Below are 19,412 nucleotides of genomic sequence, written 5' to 3'. Positions count from 1 at the left end.
GCGATCAGCGGGCAATGCCGCGTGTGGAATGGTCCAGAAAGCCGAGCACCATCGCCACATCAGCCGCCGCTTCGGGGTGTGCTACCGGCAAATCGGCAATGGCGGTGCGGGCCGCCGCGAGGGTCAGACCCTGGCGGTACAGCAGCCGGTGCGCCTGCTTGATCACCGCGATGCGCTCTGCCGAAAAACCACGGCGGCGCAGGCCCTCCACATTGAGGCCACGCACCGACAGGGGATTGCCATCGACCATCATGAACGGTGGCACGTCCTGTGACACCGCACTGGCAAAACCGACCATCGCGTGCGCACCCACCTTGACGAACTGGTGGATCCCTGTGAGGCCACCCACCGTGACCCAATCGCCCAGCTCGACGTGACCGCCCAGCGTGGTGTTGTTGGCCAGCGTGGTGTTGTTGCCCACCACGCAATCGTGTGCCACGTGGGTGTACGCCATGATCCAGTTGTCATCGCCGATGCGGGTGACGGCCTTGTCCTGCACCGTGCCGATGTGCAGCGTGCAAAACTCGCGGATGGTATTGCGGTCGCCGATGACCAACTCGCAGGGCTCACCCTTGTACTTCTTGTCCTGGTTTGCTGCACCGACCGAAGCGAACTGGAAAATGCGGTTGTCCTGCCCGATGGTTGTGTGGCCTTCGACCACACAGTGAGGACCGATGACCGTGCCTGCGCCAATCTTCACGTGCGGACCAATGACCGCGTACGGCCCCACCGTGATGGAGGGGTCGAGGCTCGCGCCGTCTGCCACGAGGGCAGTGGGATGGATATTGCTCACGGTCTACAGATCAAGTCAAAGCGGTGTCAGCGGCAATCAGCCTACGCTGCGCATGGTGCACATGAGCTCGGCTTCGCAGGCCACATCGTCGCCCACGCTCGCCACGCCCTTGAACTTCCAGATGCCGCCGCGCACGCGGTCGATGGTGATGGTCAGGATCAACTGGTCACCCGGCTCCACGGGGCGCTTGAAACGCGCACCGTCGATGCCGACGAAGTAATAGATGTTGTTCTCATCGGGCACCTTGCCCATGGCATCGAAAGCCAGCAACCCGGCCGCCTGGGCCAGGGCTTCGAGGATCAGCACGCCGGGCATCACGGGACGCCCTGGAAAATGCCCGCCGAAGTAAGGCTCGTTGAACGTGACGTTCTTGATCGCCTTGATGCGGGTGTTGCTCTCAAGCTCGATCACCTTGTCTACCAGCAAGAAAGGGTAGCGGTGGGGCAGTTGCTTGAGAATTGCGTGGATATCCATCATCGAGTTCTTCTTCCGTTCATGCTGCTTTCAATGCCTGCTCCAGCGCCTTGATGCGCTCGCGCAAGCTGTGCAATTGTTTGAGTGTCGCAGCGTTCTTTTCCCAGCGCGCATTGTCGTCGATGGGAAACATGCCCGTGTACTGGCCTGGCCGGGTGATGGATCGCGTGACCACGGTGGCCGCCGAGATGTGCACGTTGTCGGCCAGCTCCAGATGCCCCAGCACGATGGCGCCTCCGCCCACGGTGCAATGCGCACCGATGGTCGCACTGCCGGCCACACCCACGCAACCGGCCATGGCCGAGTGCTTGCCAATGCGCACGTTGTGCCCCACCTGAATCAGGTTGTCGAGCTTCACGCCGTCTTCGATGACGGTGTCCTGCAGTGCACCGCGGTCGATGCAGGTGTTGGCCCCGATCTCGACATCGTCGCCGATGCGGACGGCGCCGAGCTGCTCGATCTTGACCCACTGCCCCTTCTCAGGAGCGAACCCGAAACCGTCGGCACCGATGACCACGCCGGCATGCACGATGCAGCGCTCGCCGATGTGGCAATCTTCACCGACCGTGACGCGCGACTTGAGCACGGTGCCAGCACCAATGCGAGCCCCGCGTTCGACCACGCACAGCGGGCCGATGGTGGCCGTGGCGTGTACCTGGGCAGTCGGGTCCACCACCGCGCTGGCATGCACCGAGCCCTGCACGGCAGCAGGTGCCAGATGCTGGCGCCAGAGCTGGGTAGCCCTTGCAAAATAGACGTAGGGGTTGTCCGCAACAATGCACGGGCCACGCGCCAACGCCACCTCGCGCATGGCGGGCGCCACAATGACACAGGCCGCCCGGGAGGCGGCCAGTTGCTGTTGGTAGCGTGGGTTACTCAGAAAACTGAGGTCCCCCGGGCCCGCAACCTCCAGTGGCGCGATGCGGGAAATGGTGGTGTCAGCCACCGCCCCTCCCTCCAGCGAGCCACCGAGCGCATCAACAATGTGCCCGAGAAGCAAGCTCACGCGCCACCTGTCCTGCGCTGCGGCTTACTTTGCGCCGGCAGCGGCATTCAGTGCCTTGATCACCTTGTCGGTGATGTCGTGCTTGGGGTTGATGTAGACGGCCTCTTGCAGGATTACGTCGTACTTTTCAGCTTCTGCGACCTGCTTGACCACCTTGTTGGCACGCTCGAGAACCTGGGAGAGTTCTTCGTTCTTGCGGGCGCTCAGGTCTTCCTGGAATTCACGGCGCTTGCGCTGGAAGTCACGATCCTGGTCCACCAGTTGGCGCTGGCGCGTGGTGCGCTGGCTCTCAGCCATGGTGGGCGCTTCACGCTCGAACTTTTCGCTGGCGGTCTTCAGGGTGTTGCCCAGGTCTACCAGTTCTTTTTCACGGCGGGCGAATTCCTGCTCGAGCTTGGCCTGGGCTGCCTTGGCCGTGGTGGCCTCACGGAAGATGCGGTCGGTATTGACAAAACCGGCGCGGAAGGACTCTTGCGCTTGCACAGGGGCTGCGACGGCGACTGCGCCGAGCAGCAGGGCCAAGGAGATATGGCGAGAAAAGGATTTCATTAGAAAGACGTTCCAATCTGGAATTGCAGTTTCTGGATTCTATCGCCAGCGAACTTGCGCACCGGTTGCGCAAACGCCAGACGCAGCGGGCCGAGTGGGGAAATCCAGCTCAGACCCAGCCCCACGGATGCACGCATGTCACTGAAGGTGACCTTGTCGTTCTCTCCGTACACGTTACCCACGTCAAAGAAGGTAAACACGCGCAGGGTCCGGTCGTTCCCAGCGCCAGGGAACGGAGCGATCAGCTCCGCATTGAGGGTGACTTTCTTCGGCCCGCCCAGCGACGCACCGGTCACATCACGCGGCCCCAGCGTGCCCTGGTCGAAACCGCGCACCGAGCCCAGACCGCCCGAATAGAAGTTCTTGAACACGGGGAACGGACGGCCGTTCATGCCCTTGCCGATACCCGCCTCGCCATTGAACGCGAGCGTGAAGCGCTTGTTCAGCGGAACATAGTGCTGGTACTGGTAATTGGCGCGCACGTAGCGGGCGTCGCCGGCCACGGACCACTCGGAATTGAGGCGCTGGTAGCGGCCAGAGTTGGGTGCGAGCGCGCTGTCACGCTCGTCACGCGACCAGCCGATAGTCAGCGGAATCGACGTGCTGCTGTAGCCGAATTGGTCGGCGTAGGCTAGGTACGTGGCAGGGATGTTGGTGCCCGGCTTGATCTTGGTCTGCTCCAGGCCGCCACCGAAGAACACGGTGTCGGTCTCGCTGAAAGGCACGCCGAAACGCACCGAACTCCCGGTGGTCACCAACTGGTAGTTGCCGCCCTGGTCTTCGTACGGCTTGTCCGTGCGGTAGTACAGGTCCAGCGTGCGCGAGATGCCTTCCTTCGTGAAGTACGGGTCGGTGGTGCTGAACACCAGCGTGCGGCGGTACTTGCTGGTGTTCACATCGATGCCCAGGTAGTTGCCCGAGCCGAAGATGTTTTCCTGCTTGATACCGAACGACAGCGACACCTTTTCGGCGCTGGAGAAGCCCACGCCCATCTGCAGCGAACCCGTGGGCTTTTCGGCCACGTTGATCACCAGGTCCACCTGGTCTGGCGAGCCCGGGACTTCCTGGGTTTCGACGTTCACTTCCGTGAAGAAGCCCAGGCGGTCCACGCGGTCGCGCGACAGGCGGATCTTCTCGCCGTCGTACCACGAGGCTTCGTACTGGCGGAACTCACGGCGGATGACTTCGTCGCGCGTGCGGTTGTTGCCGCTGACGTTGATGCGGCGCACATAGGCGCGGCGCGACGGCTCGGCCTGCAGTACGAAGGCGACGCGGTTGTTCTCGCGGTCGATTTCCGGCACGGCCTCGACGCGGGCAAAGGCAAAGCCGAAGCGCGCGAAGTATTCCGAGAAAGCCTTGGTGGTCTCGGTGATCTGGTCCGCGTTGTAGGGCTCGCCGGCACGGATGGTGACAAGCGATTTGAACTCGTCATCGCGGTCGAGGTAGTTGCCTTCGAGCTTCACGCCGGAGACGACATAGCGCTCGCCTTCCGTCACGTTGACGATGATGGAGATGTCCTGCTTGTCCGGCGAGATGGCGACCTGCGTGGAATCCACGCGGAATTCGAGGTAGCCGCGCTGCAGGTAGTACGAGCGCAGCGTCTCCAGGTCGGCATTGAGCTTGGCGCGCGAGTAGCGGTCGGACTTGGTGTACCAGCTGAGCCAGCCACCCGTGTCCTGATCGAACAGGCCCTTGAGCGTGGATTCGCTGAATGCCTTGTTGCCGACGATGCGCACTTCCTTGATCTTGGCAGGCTCGCCCTCGGTCACCGTGAACGTGAGGTTGACGCGGTTGCGCTCGATGGGCGTCACCGTGGTCACCACGTCAGCGCCGTAGAGACTCTTGTTGATGTACTGGCGCTTGAGCTCCTGCTCGGCGCGGTCGGTCAGCGCCTTGTCGTAGGGGCGGCCTTCGGTCAGGCCCACATCGCGCATGGCTTTTTTGAGCGTGTCCTTGTCGAACTCGCGTGTGCCGGCAAAGTCGACGTCCGCCACCGTAGGGCGCTCTTCCACCACCACCACCAGCACATTGCCGCTGGCTTCCAGGCGTACATCCTTGAAAAGGCCCAGGCCGAACAGCGAACGAATGGCGGCCGCGCCCTTCTCGTCGCTGTAGTCGTCGCCCACACGAAGCGGCATGGATGCGAACACGGTGCCAGGCTCCACGCGCTGCAGACCCTCGACGCGGATGTCCTGCACCTTGAAGGGCTCCAATGCCCATGCCGCATTGGCAGCGAAAATCATGGCTGCAACGGCCGATGCAGTACGCACGCCCAGGCGATTGATGTGTTTTTTCATGAATGAAGCTGGAGCCGCAGTTGCGTTGCAAGTGCGGCAAAAGTTAGCCAAAAAGCCGGGTGACGTCGTTGAACAAGGCTATGGACATCATGACAAGCAACACTGCAACGCCTCCGCGCTGCAGGCGTTCCATCCATGCGTCTGACACTCCCTTGCCCGTAACACCCTCCCAAAGATAATACATCAGGTGCCCACCGTCCAAAACTGGCAGCGGCAGCAGGTTCAGCACGCCCAGGCTGACGCTGATGAGCGCCAGGAAGACCAGGTACTGCGTGAGGCCCAGGCTGGCCGAGCGGCCGGCATAGTCTGCAATGGTGAGCGGCCCGCTCAGGTTCTTGAGCGACGCCTCGCCGATCACCATCCGGCCCATCATGCGCAGCGTGAGGATGGACACGTCCCAGGTCTTGACCACGCCACTCCACGCGCCCTCCAGCACACCGTACTGAACCGTCACGAATTCCGGCGCCGCCCCCACATAGGCGCCGATGCGGCCCACGGTCGTGCCCGATTCGGACTTGACGTCTGGTGTCACGTCCAGGTTCAGCACCTGGCCAGAGCGATCGATGCGCCACGGTTGGGTGACAGGCTGCGTACCGTTCACCGACTGGCGGATCAGCTCGCGCAGTTGCTGGCCGTCCACCACATCGGTGGCGCCCACTTTCAGGATCACGTCGCCCTGGCGCAATCCGGCGCGTGCGGCGGCTCCATCGGCCATCAAGTCACCCAGAACAGGCCGTGTCCACGGCCCCAGAATGCCGATTTTGCGAAACAGCTGTGCGTCAGCCTCGCGGGTGTCGATCTTGGACATGTCGAGCCGGATTTCGCGGTGCGCCGCGCCCGACTGGGGCTGGACATCCAGGCGCACGGTGTCGCCCTCCAGAGCGCCGCGCGTCAGCAGCCAGCGCAGTTCTTCAAACGAGCGCACGGGCTCCAGGTCGTCGGTGCCGAGCGCAGCCTGCGCTACCAGTTCACCGCCGCGCAGGCCTGCACTGTGGGCCACAGAGCCCACCACCGGGCTGGCCAGCACCGCCTTGGGCTCCTGCACGCCGTTCCAGTTCACAATGGCGTAGAGCAGCATTGCCAGCAGCAGATTGGCGATGGGCCCTGCCGCCACGATGGCAGCACGCGAGCGCAAAGGCTGCGTGTTGAAGGCCAGGTGCCGCTCTTCGGGCGCAACCGGCGCCTCCCGCTCGTCGAGCATCTTGACGTAGCCGCCCAATGGGAAAGCTCCCAGCACGAATTCCGTCGGCGACCCTTTAGGCTGCCAGCGCAGAAGCGGGTGGCCGAACCCCACGGAGAACCGCAGTACCTTCACGCCACACGCCACTGCCACGCGGTAGTGCCCGTACTCGTGCACGGCAATCAGAATGCCCAGGGCGACGATGAAGGCAACGATGGTGAGCAGCATGGTGGGGTTTCCGTAAATCTCTGGGGAGGCGCTCAGGCCGCCATGCGGACGGCCGCATGTTCGGCAGCATGGCGAGCCTGGGCGTCCAGGTCCAGCAGCGCAGCCAGTGAATCTGGCTTGGAGGGCGACACCGCATCCAAAGTTGCAAGATTTACCGCGTGGATACGATCAAACCGCAGCCGCCCCTGCAGAAATGCCCCTACAGCGACCTCGTTGGCGGCATTGAGGACGGCTGTGGTCCCTTCTGCGGCCTTGAGCGCCTGCCAGGACAGGTGCAAACCGGGGAAGCGGATGGCGTCGGCATCCTCGAAGGCCAGCGCAGACAGCGTGGAAAAATCGAGCCGGCTCGCTCCGCTGGCAATGCGCTCGGGCCAGGCCAGGCCGCAAGCGATGGGTACGCGCATGTCGGGCGTGCCCAGCTGGGCCAGGATCGATGCATCCTTGAACTGCACCATCGAATGAATGATCTGCTGCGGATGGATCACCACCTTGATCTGGTCCGGGTGCAGGTCGAACAACCAGCGCGCCTCGATCACTTCGAGCGCCTTGTTCATCATGGTGGCGGAGTCCACCGAAATCTTGCGCCCCATCGAGAAATTGGGGTGCGCGCAGGCCTGGGCCGGCGTGATCTCTGACAGCGTTGCCGGGTCGCGTTGGCGGAAGGGCCCGCCTGATGCAGTGAGCAGGATGCTGTCCACCCGGTCTGGCCAGGTGGCGGGGTCTTCTGGCAGGCACTGGAAGATGGCCGAATGCTCGCTGTCGATCGGCAGCAGCGTGGCCCCGCCCTGCTTCACGGTCTGCATGAACAACCCGCCGCCGACCACCAAGGCCTCCTTGTTGGCCAGCAGCAGGCGCTTGCCAGCGCGGGCCGCCGCGAGGCACGGCGACAAACCTGCAGCGCCCACAATCGCCGCCATGACGGCATCCACCTCAGGATGTGACGCTATCGTTTCAAGAGCATCTGCCGCTTGCAGGACCTGCGTTGAGAGGCCATTGGCCTTCAATTTATCGGCCAGCTCCCGCGCATGCGGCTCGCTGGCCATCACGGCGAAGCGGGGCGTGAACTGCGCGCACTGCGCCAGCATCAGCTCGACCTGCGTGGCTGCGCTCAGGGCAAATACTTCGAAGCGGTCCGGGTGGCGGGCCACCACATCGAGCGTGCTGGTACCGATGGAGCCTGTGGAGCCCAGGACCGTGAGTCGTTGTTTCATCATCAAAAAGTTGCCGTCAGGCTGGTGAGCATCATGGCCAGAGGCAAGGTGGGCAGCAAGGCGTCCACACGGTCGAGCACGCCGCCGTGTCCGGGCAGCAAATTGCTGCTGTCCTTCACGCCGGCGCTGCGCTTGATCAGCGATTCGACCAGATCGCCCGAGACACTCATGGCGACCATGAACAGCGCCGCAATCACCAGCAGCCACCAGCCTTGCTGTGCCATGCGGCTGTAGAAACTTGGCACCGCCGCCTGCCAATGGGCATCGGCCGCCACCCAGATGAAGGCCATGACCACCACGCCGGCCAGACCGCCCCACACGCCCTCCCAGCTCTTGCCGGGGCTGATGGACGGAGCGAGCTTGCCCTTGGTGAAACGCAAACCGAACGCGCGGCCGGCAAAGTACGCAAAGATATCGGCGACCCACACCAGCAGCAGCACCGACAGCAAAAAGTTGATGCCCACATTGCGCGCCTGCACCACCGCAAGCCAGGCCAACCACAGTGCCAGCACCCCGGCGGCCAGACGTACCGCGGACGGAATGCGGGCCCAGCCCGGCACACCCGCCTTGAGCAGCCATACGGTCGAGAGCACCCACAGCCCGCCGCCCACTACCCACAGCCCGGTGAGTGGACGGCCCACCCAGCCCAGCGCCCACGAGCCGGCGCACAGGGCCACGCACGCAGCGCCCACGGCCACAGACCCCGCCTGGCCAAAACCGCTCAGGCGCCCCCACTCCCAGGCACCGGCGGCCATCAGCACCAGCACCACGACGGTGAAAGGCACGGTGGACGAATAGAAAAGCGCTGGCAACAAAATAGCCAGCAGGACCAGGGCTGTGATGACACGCTGTTTGAGCATGGGACCTTTCAGAACCCGTTCAGGTTCTCAACCGGGCATCGACTGGGGATGCGCGGACAGGATCTGTTCGGAGGTTTTACCAAAACGGCGCTCGCGGCCGCTGTAGGCTGCAATCGCCTCATCCAGCGCCGACTCGTCGAAATCCGGCCACAGCCGGTCGCTGAAGATGAACTCGGAGTATGCGGCCTGCCACAGCAGAAAATTGCTGATCCGCATTTCACCCCCGGTGCGGATCACCAGGTCAGGGTCTGACACGTGGGCGAGGCCCATCGCACCCTGCAGGCTGGCTTCGGTGATGGGCTCTCCACGCGCGGCCAGTGACGCCGCCGCCTGCGCGATGTCCCAGCGCCCGCCATAGTTGAAGCAGACGTTCAGAATGAGGCGGTCGTTGCCGGCGGTGGCGGCCTCTGCCTGGGCCAGGCCAGCCTGCACCTTGGGCGACAGGCCGGCGCGGTCGCCCACGAAGTACAGGCGCACGCCGTCCTTCTTGAGCTCGGGCACCTCGCGCGCCAGCGCCATGGCCAGCAGCTCCATGAGGCCGAACACCTCATCGGCCGGGCGATTCCAGTTTTCGGAAGAAAAAGCGAAGACGGTCAGCACCGCAACGCCGCGCTGCGCGCAGGCGCGCGCACAGCGGCGCAGCGAATCGACCCCTTGCTTGTGGCCTGCCAGGCGCGGCAGAAAGCGGCGCTTGGCCCAGCGGCCGTTGCCATCCATGACGATGGCGATGTGGTGAGGCACCACCGGAGATTCAGACATGCAAAACGTTCAGAGAACCCTGGTAACGGGAACTCAGACCGCCATGATTTCCTGTTCCTTGGCCGCCACCAGTGCATCGACTTCGGCGATGTGGCGGTCGGTGAACTTCTGCACGTCGGTTTCGGCGCGCTTTTGGTCATCTTCGGACGCCAGCTTGTCCTTGACCAGCTTCTTGACCGATTCGTTGGCATCGCGGCGCAGGTTGCGCACGGCGATCTTGGCGCTCTCGCCTTCGTTGCGGGCCAGCTTGGTCATTTCCTTGCGGCGCTCTTCGCTCATGGGCGGCATCGGCACGCGGATCAGGTCACCCATGGACGCAGGGTTCAGGCCCAGGTCGCTTTCGCGGATGGCCTTTTCGATCTTGGCACCCATGCCCTTTTCCCAGGGCTGAACGCTGATGGTGCGCGAGTCGATCAGGGAGACGTTGGCCACCTGGCTCAGCGGCACGAAAGAGCCGTAGTACTCCACCTGGACCGAGTCGAGCAATGCAGGATTGGCACGGCCGGTGCGGATCTTCTGCAGGTTGTTCTTGAACGCCGTGATGGACTGGTCCATCTTGGTTTCTGCATTTTTCTTGATATCGGCAATCGTCATGTTGTTCTCCTCTAGCCAGTCACCGGCAATGCACAGCGCGGCGGCAAATCATCAAGCGTAAACCAGCGTACCTTCGTCTTCACCCATCACCACGCGCTTCAAGGCGCCGTGCTTGATGATGGAGAACACACGCACCGGCAGCTTCTGGTCGCGGCACAGCGCAAACGCCGTGGCATCCATGATGCCCAGGTTGCGGGACATGGCCTCATCGAAGCTGAGCTTCGTATAGCGCGTGGCGGTGGGGTCCTTCTGGGGGTCGGCAGTATAAACGCCGTCCACCTTGGTGGCCTTGAGCACCAGCTCGGCACCGATCTCGGCACCGCGCAGGGCCGCAGCCGTGTCGGTGGTGAAGAAGGGGTTGCCGGTGCCGGCGGCAAAGACGACGACCTTGCCTTCTTCGAGGTACTGCAGCGCCTTGGGGCGCACATAGGGCTCGACCACCTGTTCGATGGCAATGGCGGACATCACGCGGGCCACCAGGCCCTGCTTGTCCATCGCGTCGGCCAGGGCCAGTGCGTTCATCACCGTGGCCAGCATGCCCATGTAATCGGCAGTGGCCCGGTCCATACCGACCGAGCCGCCCGCCACACCGCGGAAAATATTGCCCCCACCGATCACCACGGCCACCTGGACGCCCAGGCGGGTCACTTCGGCAATCTCTTCCACCATGCGAATGATGGTGGCGCGGTTGATGCCAAAGGAGTCATCACCCATCAGCGCCTCACCAGACAGCTTGAGCAGGATGCGCTTGTGGGCTGGTGCGGCGTTGGACATGTGTGTTTTCTCCAGTGGCAATACGTACGGCAATGAGTGTGGGGGCAGGGCTTGGGTGCAGCCGATCAGGCTGCAGCGGCCTTGGCAGCAGCGACCTGCGCGGCCACTTCGGCGGCGAAGTCGTCGACCTTCTTCTCGATACCTTCACCCACGACGTAGAGCGTGAAGCCCTTCACGTTGGTGTTGGCAGCCTTGAGCATCTGGGCCACGGTCTGCTTGCCATCGGCGGCCTTCACGAAGACCTGGTCAGCCAGCGAGACTTCCTTGAGGTACTTCTGCACGGCGCCGTCGATGCGCTTGGCAGTGATTTCGGCGCTTTGCGCGGGCTTGCCGGCAGCGACCAGCTCCTTGTTGGCTTCGTCGGCCTTGCCTTCAGCGACCGAGCGCTCCTTGGCGATCAGGTCGGCAGGCACGTCGGCGCTGGTCAGGGACACAGGCTTCATGGCAGCCACGTGCATGGCAACGTCCTTGGCGGCAGCAGCGTCGCCGTCGAACTCCACCACCACACCGATGCGCGAGCCGTGCAGGTAGGCCGCCAGGTTGGAGCCGCTGAAGCGCTTGAAGCGGCGGAACGACATGTTCTCGCCGATCTTGCCGATCAGGCCCTTGCGTACGTCTTCGAGCGTGGGGCCGAAGCTGTCTTGCTCGTAGGGCAGCGCGCCCAGGGCTTCGATGTCGGCAGGGTTGTGCTCGGCCACCAGCTTGGCAGCGGCGCTGGCCATGGCCAGGAAGCTGTCGTTCTTCGACACGAAGTCGGTTTCGCTGTTGACTTCGACCAGCGCACCCACGTCGCCGTTGATGAAGCTGGCGACCACGCCTTCGGCGGTGACGCGCGAAGCGGCCTTGCCAGCCTTGGTGCCCAGCTTGACGCGCAGCAGCTCTTCAGCCTTGACCAGGTCGCCTTCGGCTTCCGTCAGGGCCTTCTTGCATTCCATCATGGGAGCGTCGGTCTTGGCGCGCAGTTCGGCGACCATGCTTGCGGTAATTGCAGCCATCTTTATTCCTTCAGTGTTCAGTTCAATCGATTGATCGATCGGATCGGATTGGATTCAGCCTAAAAAAAAGGGGGCTAACCAGGAGCCCCGCTTTCATTCGCGACGAGTCGCGCAGCCGGGTATCAGGCGGCGGCTTCTTGCACTTCCACGAACTCGTCGGAGCTCTCGGTCGTCGTAGCGGCCTTGACCACTTCGTTCACGGCGTTGGCACGGCCTTCGATGATCGCGTCAGCGATACCACGGGCGTACAGCGTCACGGCCTTGGCCGAGTCGTCGTTGCCGGGGATCACGTAGTCGATGCCTTCAGGCGAGTGGTTCGTATCGACCACACCGATCAGCGGAATGCCCAGCTTCTTGGCTTCGGCCACGGCGATCTTGTGAAAGCCCACGTCGATGATGAAGATGGCGTCTGGCAGAGCAGCCATGTCCTGGATGCCGCCGATGTCCTTTTCGAGCTTGGCGATTTCGCGGGAGAACGTCAGTTGCTCCTTCTTGCTCAGGCTGTCGAGGCCAGCTTCTTGCTGGGCCTTCATGTCCTTGAGGCGCTTGATCGAGGTCTTGACCGTCTTGAAGTTGGTCAGCATGCCGCCGAGCCAGCGCTGGTCCACGAAGGGCACGCCTGCGCGCAGGGCTTCGGTGGACAGGATTTCACGGGCTTGGCGCTTCGTGCCGACCATCATGATCGTGCCGCGGTTGGCAGCCAGTTGCTTGGCGAACTTTTGGGCTTCCTGGAACAGTGGCAGCGACTTTTCCAGGTTGATGATGTGAATCTTGTTGCGATGGCCGAAGATGTAGGGGGCCATCTTGGGGTTCCAGAAGCGGGTTTGGTGACCGAAGTGGACACCGGCTTCCAGCATTTCGCGCATGGTAACGGACATAAAAATACTCCAAAGGTTGGGTCTAAAATCCAGCCCCAATACTTGCGATGCGGTGCGTTTGCACCAGCAGCGCAACACCTTGACAGGGCTGGTTTGCGATTAGTCTTGCGAAAGCTGCCACACGCGCCGGCTACGGTGCTTTCATTGAACGAATCGACTCGACATCGATTCCCCCTCTGCACTGCCGCCCTGCCCGCGCTACTGCTCCCAGCAAAACCCAAGGATTCTAGCATACCCATGTTTGCCGACCTGACCGCCACCCGCGCCCGCCTGCAGGGTGGCGCCGCCACCGCTCCAGCCGAGCTCGAGCGCTGCATGGACGCAGCGCTGGCACCCGCCAACACCCACAGCTTTCTGCGCACGGACTTCGAGTCCGCACGCACCACTGCGGTGCAACCTGGCATCGACCGCCTGCCTTTGGCGGGCCTGGCGGTCTCGGTCAAGGACCTGTTCGACATCGCAGGCCAGCCCACGGCAGCCGGCTCCACGGCGTTGGCAGGGGCGCCGGCAGCCGCCCAGGACAGCCCTGCGGTGGCGCGGCTGCGGGCTGCGGGCGCCGCCGTCATCGGCCGCACGAACATGGTGGAGTTCGCTTTTTCGGGCGTGGGTGTGAACCCGCACTTCGGCACTCCGGCGGCATTCGACGCGCGCCACGGCGCCCTGCCTGGCGCGCCGCGCGTGCCGGGCGGCTCCTCGTCAGGCGCCGGGGTCTCGGTGGCCACGGGGGCGGCATTTATAGGCCTCGGGTCGGACACCGGCGGCTCCATCCGCATTCCGGCGGCGCTCAACGGCATCGTGGGGTTCAAGAACACGGCGCGGCTCGTGCCGACGTCGGGTGCCGTGCCGCTGTCCACCACGCTCGACACCGCCTGCGCACTGACCCGCACGGTGCGCGATGCCATCGTGGTGCACGAAATACTGGCCGCGCGGCGCGTGACGCGCAGCCAGGCACCGCTATCGCAGTACCGCCTGGCCATGCCCCGCACGCTGTTCCTGGACGGCATGGACGCCACCGTGGCGCGGGCGTTCGAGCGCACCCTCTCCACGCTGCGCGCGGCCGGGGCGACCATTGACACCATCGACCTGCCGGCCGTGCAGGAGCAGCCCGCCTACGGCTTTGCCGCGCCCGAAGCCTATGCCTGGCACCGCGACCTGCTCCAGCAGGTGCCGGAGCGTTACGACCCGCGGGTGCGCCAGCGCATCGAAAAAGGCGCCACGGTGATGGCCTGGGAATACATCGACCTGCTGCAGGCGCGCCAGCAGTGGATAGCGCGCATACAGGATGCCATCGACGGGTACGATGCCCTGCTGTCGCCCACCGTGCCCATCGTGGCGCCACTGCTGTCCGACGTGGCCCCCGGGGCCGAGCGCGACACCGAGTTCTTTCGCGTCAACAACCTGCTGCTGCGCAACACCAGCGCCATCAACCTGCTGGACGGCTGCGCGCTCTCGCTGCCCTGCCACGTGGCCGGGGAACTCCCGGTCGGCATCATGGTCTGGCACGGGGCGCTGCGGGATGATGCGGTGCTCAATGTCGGCCAGCAGATCGAGCAGATACTACAAAAACAATAGCTGTCAGCGCTTGCCTATCAAGCGCTACCGGCCTAAAACCGCATATTCATGAAGATTGCCATCGTGGGCGCCGGCATTGTCGGCGTCACCACTGCCTACGAACTGGCCAGCGACGGCCACGAGGTCACCGTCTTTGAACAGCGCAGCGCTGCGGCCGAAGAGGCGAGCTTTGCCACGGCCGGCCTGCTGGCCCCCCATGTGCTGAACCCCTGGGCCGTGCCCGGCTTCGGCCAGGCGCTGCGGCTCACGGGCGCCCAAGCCACACTGCGGCTGGCCGGCGGCATCGGGCGCGCCAACCTGGCGTGGCTGTGGCGCTGGCGCAGCGCCGCCCGCCAGCACAGTGCCCCCGCCCCAGCCCTCGAACGCCTGGCGCAGTACAGCCTGGCGCGGCTCAAGACGATTGCCACCCAACACGAACTCGACTTCGAAGCCTGCGACGGCCGGCTGGTGCTGCTGCGCAGCGAGGCCGAACGCCAGGCGCTGCAGCCTGCGCTGCAGGTGCTGCGCGATGCGGGCGTGGCCGTGCACGAGATCGATGCCGATGCGGCACGCAAGATCGAGCCCGGCCTGTCGCCCGAAGCACCGCTGGCCGGCGCCATCCACCTGCCCGACGCCTGGGCGGGCAACTGCCGCCTGTTTGCCCAGCTGCTGCGCCAGGGCACGCAGGGCGCAGGCGTGCAGTTCGCGTTCGGCACCCGCATCAACCGCGTCAGCAGCAGCCCCACCGGCGTGACCGTGCAGGGCGAGGCCGAGCTGCACCGCTTCGACGCGGTGGTGCTGTGCGCGGGCATGGCTTCTGCCGCGCTGCTGCCCGCGCTGGGCCTGGGCCTGCCGATGACCGCCGTGTACGGCTATTCGGTCAGCGCGCCGCTGCGGGAAGACACCCACGCCCCGCGCTCCAGCGTGGTGGACATGGCCCAGCAGATCAGCATCACCCGGCTGGGCCAGCGCGTGCGCATCGCCGGTGGCGCCGAGCTGGCGGGTGCCAATGCCGAGCACCACACACCGACGCTGCAGCGCCTGTACCGCACGCTCAACGACTGGTTTCCGGGCGGCGCACAGCTGTCCGCCAGCTTGCAGATCTGGCGCGGCGCCCGCACCATGCTGCCCGACGGCGCGCCGGTGGTGGGCGCCAGCGGCCTGCCGGGCCTGTGGCTCAACACCGGCCACGGTGCCGGGGGATGGGCCCTGGCCTGCGGCAGCGCGCGGGCCGTGGCCGATCTGGTTGCGCAACGCGAACCCGAAATCAACCTCGACGGCCTGGGCATGCGCAGGTTCTGACCTGCCCCGGCGCCCGCAGCACACGCGGCGCGCCGTTGCCCCTGGCGCACCGGCAGGCTGTGCAACGTCGTCGGCCGGGCAGGCAGGCTGCTGAGGCCGGCATCTTTCGATCCCCACCAACACCATGAAGCCCCCCTACCCCCGCAGGGCACGAGGCGCGCGAGGGGCACAATGACCGCCACCACAGCTTGCAGCATTGCAGTGCGCCGTCAGCGGTCTCGGACCGCACCTGGCGCGCAGCCTCACACCCCATGCACCGCATCGCGCCCCACCAGCCCCACCCGCTATTCAACACCGCCGCTACCCGGCGCATCGAGCACGCGGCTGCAGCCGCCCTGCCCCCGCACACGCTGATGCAACGCGCGGGCGCTGCCGTGGCCCGCCTGGCCCTGGCCCTTGCCCCACACGCCCGCACGGTGTGGATCGCCTGCGGCCCGGGCAACAACGGCGGAGACGGCCTGGAAGCCGCCGTCCATCTGCAGCGCAGCGGCCGCCAGGTGGTGTTGACCTGGCTGGGCGAGCCCGACCGCGCGCCCGCCGACGCATTGGCGTCGTGGCACCGGGCGCGCGATGCGGGCGTGTGCTGGGCCGATGGCCCGCCCGAGCAGATGACGGCTGCAGACCTGTGCATCGATGCGCTACTGGGCATCGGCGTGTCGTCTAAACCCACCGCACCCAGCCGTGTGCCGGACCCTTGCCTGCTGGCCTGCCTGCACGCACTGCGCACCAGCCCGGCGCCGGTACTATGCGTCGACCTGCCCAGCGGGCTGGATGCCGACACCGGCCAGTTTGCCAGCGGCCTCGCGCCTGCGGCCGAGCACCATCTGCCTGCCGCCCACCACACTGCACCCGCGCGCCACACACTGAGCCTGCTCACCCTGAAGCCCGGGCTGTTCACCGCCGCCGGGCGCGATGCGGCAGGGCAGGTGTGGCTGGACACCCTGGGCATGGACATCGGCCAGGCAACCCCCTCTGCCTGGCTGTCGGGCCCCGCCCAGGCCACGCCGCGCGCGCATGCCAGCCACAAGGGCAGCTACGGCGATGTGGCCGTGGTGGGTGGCGAGGGCCTGGCCGACCGCGGCATGGGCATGGGCGGCGCGGCGCTGCTGGCGGCATCGGCGGCCCTGCATGCGGGGGCGGGCCGGGTGCTGGTCGCGCTGCTCGACCACGGGCACCTGCAGCTGGACCTGCAGCAGCCTGAACTCATGTTCCGCCGGTTCGAAGCGCTGGACCTGGAGCAACTCACCGTCGTCTGCGGTTGTGGCGGCGGCCAGGCGGTGGAGCGCGTGCTGTCCGACGTCATCGAGCGCGCGGCGCGCCTGGTGCTGGATGCCGATGCGCTCAACGCCATCGCCCCCAATGCCGCGCTGCATGCGCTGGTGGTCGCACGCGGCCAGCGCGGCCAGCCGACGGTGCTGACGCCCCACCCGCTCGAAGCCGCACGGCTGCTGGGCCTGTCCACCGCCGAGGTGCAGGCCGACCGCCTGGCCGCGGCGCACCAGCTGGCTGCCCAGTTCAACTGTGTGGCGGTGCTCAAGGGCTCAGGCACCGTGGTGGCGGCGGCGGACCGGGCGCCGGCCATCAACCCCACCGGCAATGCCCGGCTGGCCACGGCAGGCACCGGCGATGTGCTGGCCGGCATGGTGGGGGCCCACCTGGCCGCAGGTGCCAGCGCTTTGCGCGCAGCCAGCGAAGCGGTCTACCTGCACGGCCAGGCTGCGGATGCATGGCCTGCGGGCCAGGCACTGACCGCCAGCGCGCTGGCGCGGCGGTTGGGCGGCTGACGCAACGCATTGCGTGCAGCAGATACACATCGACATCGAACATCGCGCGTTGCCTTGGGTGAGCTGCGCCGCAAGGCAACCCAGGCCGCCGCAGACCTGCATTGACTTCGACCTATCCCTCTACCTCGACCCCAGCATCATGTGCACAGGGCGCGCTGCTGGGTGCAGCGCCTGCCTGACTCTCACGCCAGCAGCGTGACTTGCCTCAAGGGCTTGAGCACGCTCGACGGCGTCATGCCAAAGGTCTGTCGGAACATGCGGCTGAAATGGGCCGAGTCGGCAAACTCGCCGTGCAGTGCCGCGTCGGTCAGGCGGGGGCTGACGGCCAGGCCCGCCATGGCCAGCCGCACCTGCGACCACACCCGGTAGCTGCGCAGGCTCACGCCCATCTCGGCGCGAAACAGGTGGTTGAAACGCGAGGTGGACAGCTGCACGCCAGTGGCCAGCCCGGCGCGTGCAATGCGCTCCCGGCGCTCCTGCGGGGGATGGCGCAAAGCCTGCAGGCTGCGCGCCACCCGCGCATCCAGCGGCCGCCCCGGGTCACCGCCCACGCACGGCAGCAATGCGGGCAGGTCGAAGTGGCGCAGATAGGTATCCATGGTGCTGCGCGCCGCCACAGGCACCGCCACATCCAGCACCACCCCGCCCAGTTGCTCGAACGGTCGTCGCAGGCTGCGTGCCTCGTGGGAGTCGGGCTCTAGGTACACCAACGCCACCGTCTCGCCACACGGGTCGAACACGTGCTCGACGCCCGCCGCCACCAGCGCGCTGCGGCACGTCTCTGCCCGCCCGGCGCCCCAGTGCAACGCAAACCGGCCCGACAGGCCGATGAGCAGAACCGGAGCCGCATGGCAATGCCAGCCCGTGGCCGGAATCTCGCCCACATAGAGCGCCTTGTCAGTGCAGAGAGTCAGTGTGTTGGTCGCTGGCATAGCCCAAACCTGCAAGTTTTATGAGCGTGTTCTCGGTAGCCTCGCCCGGCCGCCATGACGCGATGACGTACCGGGGACCTGCGTGGCTCCACCCACCCCCCCACGCAGCCCGCGCCACCGCAGCATGAACACACCACCTCAGGGAGACCCACTCTTGAAACGCATCGCTTTCTTTTCTGCTACTGCTGCAGCAACCCTGGCCCTGATGAGCGCCCCCGCGCTCTACTACGGTGCTCCGTCGCTGTTCAAGGAGCCGTTGCTGCATCTGAACCGCAGCCTGTCGGGCATGGAAGAAAAGACCATCACCGCCGCGATGCACACCGTGCACTATCTGGACAGCGGCACGCCCCAAGCCCCCGCGCCGCAGGGCTCGCGCGACGGCAGCATGCCCATCGTCTTGCTGCACGGCATTTTTGCGGAGAAGGACCATTGGGTGGATTTTGCGCGACCCCTGACCGGTCAGTACCGGGTGATTGCCCCCGACATTCCCGGCTTTGGCGAGAGCACCCGGCGTGACGATCAGCCGTACGACTATGCCGCGCACACGCAGCGCCTGGCCGCGTGGCTCGATGCTGTGGGTCTGGAGCGCGTTCACCTGGCGGGCAATTCCATGGGCGGCACCATCGCCGCGCTTTTTGCGGTGCAGTACCCGGACCGCGTGGCCAGCGTGGCCTTCATCGGTGCACCGCACGGCATCCGGTCCCCACAACCCAGCGCGATGGACCGGCTGATCGACGCGGGGCAACGTCCCCTTGTGGCGCACGATGCGGCAGCCTTTGACGCCATGATGGCGCTGGTGTTTGAAAAGCGCCCCTTTCTCCCCTACCCCATCCTGCAGGCCTCCGAGCAGGATGCCTTGCGCAACGCGGCATCCAACACCCGGCTGTGGGACGCGCAGTTGAAGGACCGCTACCTGCTGGAGCAGCATCTGGACCAGTTGCAGCGCCACCCCACCCTTGCGCTGTGGGGCGGCAGCGACCGCGTGTTCGACCCGTCAGGGCTGCAGCGGCTGCAGACACTGCTGCCCCAGGCAAAGGCCGAAACGCTGCCCGGCATCGGCCACCTGCCCATGATGGAAGCACCGGCAGACACAGCGCAGCGATACGCCCGTTTTCTGGGGTCGCTGGCCGAGGCTGCTCATTCTGTCCAGCCTGCCCAATCTGCCCGGGCGGCTGGCGGCTTCTTGAAATAAAAATAGCCGCTACCGCTTGTCCATCAAGCGCTAGCAGCTATCAATAAGTGAGC

Annotated in this window: 18 protein-coding genes; 4 read left to right on the top strand and 14 right to left on the bottom strand. The window is 65.5% G+C overall.

The features are described from left to right. Window positions 1-4: 4 nt before the first annotated feature. The 13 genes from lpxA to rpsB all read right to left on the bottom strand — a co-directional run bounded on the left by lpxA (window position 5) and on the right by rpsB (window position 12,598). Window positions 5-793: an acyl-ACP--UDP-N-acetylglucosamine O-acyltransferase gene (gene lpxA / locus ACSQ3N_RS09970; RefSeq protein ID WP_436146148.1), complete on the bottom strand. Its 789-nt coding sequence runs from the start codon at window positions 791-793 to the stop codon at window positions 5-7. Window positions 794-829: 36 nt separating this feature from the next. Then, on the bottom strand, window positions 830-1,270 hold the full coding sequence (gene fabZ, locus ACSQ3N_RS09965) for a 3-hydroxyacyl-ACP dehydratase FabZ (protein ID WP_056413333.1): 441 nt from the start codon (window positions 1,268-1,270) through the stop codon (window positions 830-832). Between the two features lie 16 nt (window positions 1,271-1,286). Beyond that, window positions 1,287-2,273: a UDP-3-O-(3-hydroxymyristoyl)glucosamine N-acyltransferase gene (gene lpxD, locus ACSQ3N_RS09960; protein ID WP_056163630.1), complete on the bottom strand. Its 987-nt coding sequence runs from the start codon at window positions 2,271-2,273 to the stop codon at window positions 1,287-1,289. A 24-nt stretch (window positions 2,274-2,297) separates the two neighbouring features. Beyond that, window positions 2,298-2,822, bottom strand: coding sequence for an OmpH family outer membrane protein (locus tag ACSQ3N_RS09955; protein WP_436146147.1), 525 nt, complete (start codon window positions 2,820-2,822; stop codon window positions 2,298-2,300). Beyond that, window positions 2,822-5,119 carry an outer membrane protein assembly factor BamA gene (bamA, locus tag ACSQ3N_RS09950; RefSeq protein ID WP_056163623.1) on the bottom strand — a complete coding sequence of 766 codons (2,298 nt, stop codon included), beginning with the start codon at window positions 5,117-5,119 and terminating at the stop codon, window positions 2,822-2,824. Before bamA ends, ACSQ3N_RS09955 begins: the two co-directional genes overlap by 1 nt. Before the next feature lie 43 nt (window positions 5,120-5,162). Next, window positions 5,163-6,527, bottom strand: coding sequence for an RIP metalloprotease RseP (gene rseP, locus ACSQ3N_RS09945; protein WP_436146146.1), 1,365 nt, complete (start codon window positions 6,525-6,527; stop codon window positions 5,163-5,165). 32 nt (window positions 6,528-6,559) lie between these two features. Then, window positions 6,560-7,738: a 1-deoxy-D-xylulose-5-phosphate reductoisomerase gene (ispC, locus tag ACSQ3N_RS09940; RefSeq protein ID WP_436146145.1), complete on the bottom strand. Its 1,179-nt coding sequence runs from the start codon at window positions 7,736-7,738 to the stop codon at window positions 6,560-6,562. Between the two features lie 2 nt (window positions 7,739-7,740). Then, window positions 7,741-8,598 carry a phosphatidate cytidylyltransferase gene (locus tag ACSQ3N_RS09935; RefSeq protein ID WP_436146144.1) on the bottom strand — a complete coding sequence of 286 codons (858 nt, stop codon included), beginning with the start codon at window positions 8,596-8,598 and terminating at the stop codon, window positions 7,741-7,743. Between the two features lie 27 nt (window positions 8,599-8,625). After that, a complete protein-coding gene (gene uppS / locus ACSQ3N_RS09930) occupies window positions 8,626-9,357 on the bottom strand; it encodes a polyprenyl diphosphate synthase (protein ID WP_436146143.1) in 732 nt (243 codons plus the stop codon). A 33-nt stretch (window positions 9,358-9,390) separates the two neighbouring features. After that, window positions 9,391-9,951, bottom strand: coding sequence for a ribosome recycling factor (frr, locus tag ACSQ3N_RS09925; protein ID WP_056163609.1), 561 nt, complete (start codon window positions 9,949-9,951; stop codon window positions 9,391-9,393). Between the two features lie 51 nt (window positions 9,952-10,002). Next, a complete protein-coding gene (gene pyrH / locus ACSQ3N_RS09920; RefSeq protein WP_056163606.1) occupies window positions 10,003-10,725 on the bottom strand; it encodes a UMP kinase in 723 nt (240 codons plus the stop codon). Window positions 10,726-10,790: 65 nt separating this feature from the next. Further along, window positions 10,791-11,720, bottom strand: a complete 930-nt coding sequence (gene tsf / locus ACSQ3N_RS09915) for a translation elongation factor Ts (RefSeq protein WP_056163602.1) — start codon at window positions 11,718-11,720, stop codon at window positions 10,791-10,793. A 122-nt stretch (window positions 11,721-11,842) separates the two neighbouring features. Further along, on the bottom strand, window positions 11,843-12,598 hold the full coding sequence (rpsB, locus tag ACSQ3N_RS09910; RefSeq protein WP_056163599.1) for a 30S ribosomal protein S2: 756 nt from the start codon (window positions 12,596-12,598) through the stop codon (window positions 11,843-11,845). A gap of 237 nt (window positions 12,599-12,835) precedes the next feature. On the opposite strand from rpsB, the gene ACSQ3N_RS09905 reads away from it, so the two are divergent. From ACSQ3N_RS09905 to ACSQ3N_RS09895, 3 genes are all read left to right on the top strand, one after another. Beyond that, window positions 12,836-14,170 (top strand): amidase, encoded by a 1,335-nt coding sequence (locus ACSQ3N_RS09905; protein ID WP_056163596.1) that lies wholly within the window; start codon window positions 12,836-12,838, stop codon window positions 14,168-14,170. A gap of 48 nt (window positions 14,171-14,218) precedes the next feature. Then, window positions 14,219-15,451, top strand: coding sequence for an FAD-dependent oxidoreductase (locus tag ACSQ3N_RS09900; RefSeq protein WP_056163593.1), 1,233 nt, complete (start codon window positions 14,219-14,221; stop codon window positions 15,449-15,451). A 251-nt stretch (window positions 15,452-15,702) separates the two neighbouring features. Further along, window positions 15,703-17,235 (top strand): NAD(P)H-hydrate dehydratase, encoded by a 1,533-nt coding sequence (locus ACSQ3N_RS09895; protein ID WP_436146142.1) that lies wholly within the window; start codon window positions 15,703-15,705, stop codon window positions 17,233-17,235. Between the two features lie 182 nt (window positions 17,236-17,417). Here ACSQ3N_RS09895 and ACSQ3N_RS09890 read toward each other — a convergent pair whose 3' ends face one another. Beyond that, on the bottom strand, window positions 17,418-18,167 hold the full coding sequence (locus ACSQ3N_RS09890; protein ID WP_056163587.1) for a helix-turn-helix domain-containing protein: 750 nt from the start codon (window positions 18,165-18,167) through the stop codon (window positions 17,418-17,420). Between the two features lie 154 nt (window positions 18,168-18,321). On the opposite strand from ACSQ3N_RS09890, the gene ACSQ3N_RS09885 reads away from it, so the two are divergent. Beyond that, on the top strand, window positions 18,322-19,359 hold the full coding sequence (locus ACSQ3N_RS09885; protein WP_056163584.1) for an alpha/beta fold hydrolase: 1,038 nt from the start codon (window positions 18,322-18,324) through the stop codon (window positions 19,357-19,359). Window positions 19,360-19,412: the final 53 nt, after the last annotated feature.

It is taken from the genome of Acidovorax sp. LjRoot194, assembly GCF_964253015.1.
Classification (GTDB): domain Bacteria; phylum Pseudomonadota; class Gammaproteobacteria; order Burkholderiales; family Burkholderiaceae_C; genus Acidovorax.
The sequence above is the reverse complement of the archived record's forward strand: the minus strand, read 5'-3'. Positions and strand labels throughout refer to the sequence as shown.